At 53.1% G+C, this 2,585-nt stretch carries 2 protein-coding genes; both read right to left on the bottom strand.

The window, feature by feature from the left end; translation table 11 throughout:
- Positions 1-233 precede the first annotated feature (233 nt).
- Positions 234-641: a hypothetical protein gene (locus G582_RS17315; RefSeq protein WP_028840225.1), complete on the bottom strand. Its 408-nt coding sequence runs from the start codon at positions 639-641 to the stop codon at positions 234-236.
- A gap of 424 nt (positions 642-1,065) precedes the next feature.
- Complete coding sequence (locus G582_RS18115) at positions 1,066-2,367, bottom strand: hypothetical protein (protein ID WP_156880557.1); 1,302 nt, start codon at positions 2,365-2,367, stop codon at positions 1,066-1,068.
- Positions 2,368-2,585: the final 218 nt, after the last annotated feature.

Below are 2,585 nucleotides of genomic sequence, written 5' to 3'. Positions count from 1 at the left end.
AGCGCAGCGCGCGAACCACTGACCAACGGCGACCCAGCAGGACGCAAGAAACGCAGAGCGCGATTCAATTGCCGAAGCCGACAACAATGGAAAGCCTTTCCCCAGGCCTAACGCTTGAGTTAAGCCGACTTGCGTAGTGGAGTCAAAGCCATGGCAAGCTCTTTCTGCCATGGCTTTGGTGTAACGAAGCAAGTTCGGCTTGAACGAATTGTTAGGCCCCTGCCGGTGATGTGTTATTGCACTGGCTTGTACTTGGACGCATCGAAGCCACTCACGTCGAACTCAAAAACGGGCGAGCCCTGCTGATATATCTCAGCAGAAATGCGCACGGTCTTGGCCTTTTGCATGCTACTCACAAAGCGGGAGTAATTGCGAATGAAGATGGTCTCCGTGCTGCTGTCAGCAGCTCCAACCGCCGAATAGCTCTGCGCTTTCTGGTCGTCGAATCTAACAAGGATGGTGCAGTCCTCATACGAGCGGCAGAGAAACTGGCCTCGCTCGATGCTGAGAATGACGTCTTTGCCATGACGCGGGTGGGTGCGGAGGGTCAGCGTGCCATGCTGCGGCCCGGAGTAAGGAAAGCCGAACTCAACAGTGTTTGTGCTTTGCACAAGAGCGCCATACGAGACGCCCTTGGCCATTGGGTCTTCGTTCTTGCCGTAGGTCCACTGCGCGCCAGGTACTGGCGCGGGCGGTGGCGCAGCAGGAGTCGGTGCTGCTTGGGTCGAGGACGCAGATGGCGCGTTTGACGATGCACTGGACGTAGATGTGTCTGAAGAGCTGCGGCTGCACTGTCCAATGATCGAAAGGGCGATGATGAGCCCGAGGAATATCAGGACGACCTTGGCGCAGCCAGAAGTGCGAACTTGTTTTGCGCCGCACTTAGGGCATGCGTCCGCCTTGGTGCTGATCTCGTTCCCGCACTCCTTACACTTTGTCATCGCCACTACTCACCCCCTATGTGTCAAATATTACTGCAGCCCGCACAGGGGCCTAACACCTGAATTAAGCAGCGCCGCGAAGCGGCGTCGGCTTGAATGAATTGTTAGAACTCAATGCGATCAACTAGAAAATGCGGCGCTTCAAATCAGAGAAAGCATTCAGCCCGCCACGCCAGTCGCTGCCAGTTTTTGCAAGAATGAATGGATATCTAGAATCATCATGGAAGATGAGCTTGTGGTGTTTTCCGTCTTCCAGAATTGCGAACCCGAGCGACTCCAGTTCAGCGCGAGCAGATACTGTCATTGAGTCATACTGACGCAAAACTTGCTTGAGTCGCTCCAAAATCTGTTCCCGCTCACCGGAATGCGCGTTCTGCTTAATCATGTCAGTCAAAACATCTCGGCGTCGGCTATGAAGCTCTGCGGCGTCGGCAGCGACTTTGAGTGAATCAATAATTATATCTAAGCGCTCACCTTGATAAAGGTCTCTTTCTGTAGAGGCAAGAGCAAGATTTGTTCCGTCAGTGTTAGATACGCCGCTGGGAAGCTGGCGCGCATATCTGGCGCGCGCTAGTTCCGATTCTAGTCGTTGTATTTCCTCATCCTTCGAGGCCATCTCAGCATCGAAGTGTCGAATGTACTCATTGATGTCATTTGACCCTGAGTCCTTCAGTTCCTGGAGGCGGTGCCTCGCGATTAGCTCTTGAAGGTTGGACCAAGTGCATTCTCTTTTTGTTCGCTGTGAAAGCAACGAAGCCCGTACCTTCTTTGATACGGCAATCTGCATTTCCTTAGGGTCGGAGTAGTTGCCGGTTGGCAGGAACAGCCATTTTCCGACGCCATCTGGCCAGTAGATTCCGACAGCACCACCGTATGCGTTCTCGCCATAGACTTCTCGCATGAGCTTGAAAGAGAAGGACCGGCTGGGCTCGACAACAACATGAGCCATGCCGGACAGCCATTTCGCGGTTTGATCGGGGTCGATGAATGGTTTGTCTCTGTTGTCAGCGCTTACCTCCACAACCGGCATTGTGTAATTTGCTTTTGCGCAGATGATGTCGGCGGCAAGAGACAAATCTTGCTCTTGCAGAAGGATTGGCTTGTCAGAAACGATCAGATCGCCATCAACACCACCACCAATCCTCTCCATCAAGCTTTTCAAGATGTATGGTCGCTTTCCCTGATCCAATCTCTCGACAGGAAGCTCGGAGTCGACACTAAGCTGGACCGCAACAATGAATCCATCTTTCGACTTTGAACCGACAACGTCCGTTATCCATCTGATTTCGCCATCCTCGCGCTTCTCGTATCGCACTCCCGCCGTTTCTCTTTCGGAGTCTTTGAACGAGGAAGACAGGACTGACTCGTTTGCCGTTGATACGGACGTGCCATCCTCAAACTTGATGCCACTGAGCTTACGTGCCAACTCGCTATGTGGACTCCCCGAAATCCATGCTTGTGCGCAGTCAAGTAGGTCCTCAGACGTCTTTTCGGCGTTAATCGGAAACTGTGTCTTGAATGTGAGCACGCGAAGTTCTCCCCCTTGAGTTCTAACACCTGAGTTAAGCCGCGCCGCGAAGCGGCGTCGGCTTGGACGAATTGTTAGCTGCGACTATTGACCTGCTCTTGCGAAGAGAATTGGGA

The organism is Thermomonas fusca DSM 15424 (assembly GCF_000423885.1).
Taxonomy (GTDB): domain Bacteria; phylum Pseudomonadota; class Gammaproteobacteria; order Xanthomonadales; family Xanthomonadaceae; genus Thermomonas; species Thermomonas fusca.
This window is presented reverse-complemented; position numbering and strand designations above follow the sequence as displayed.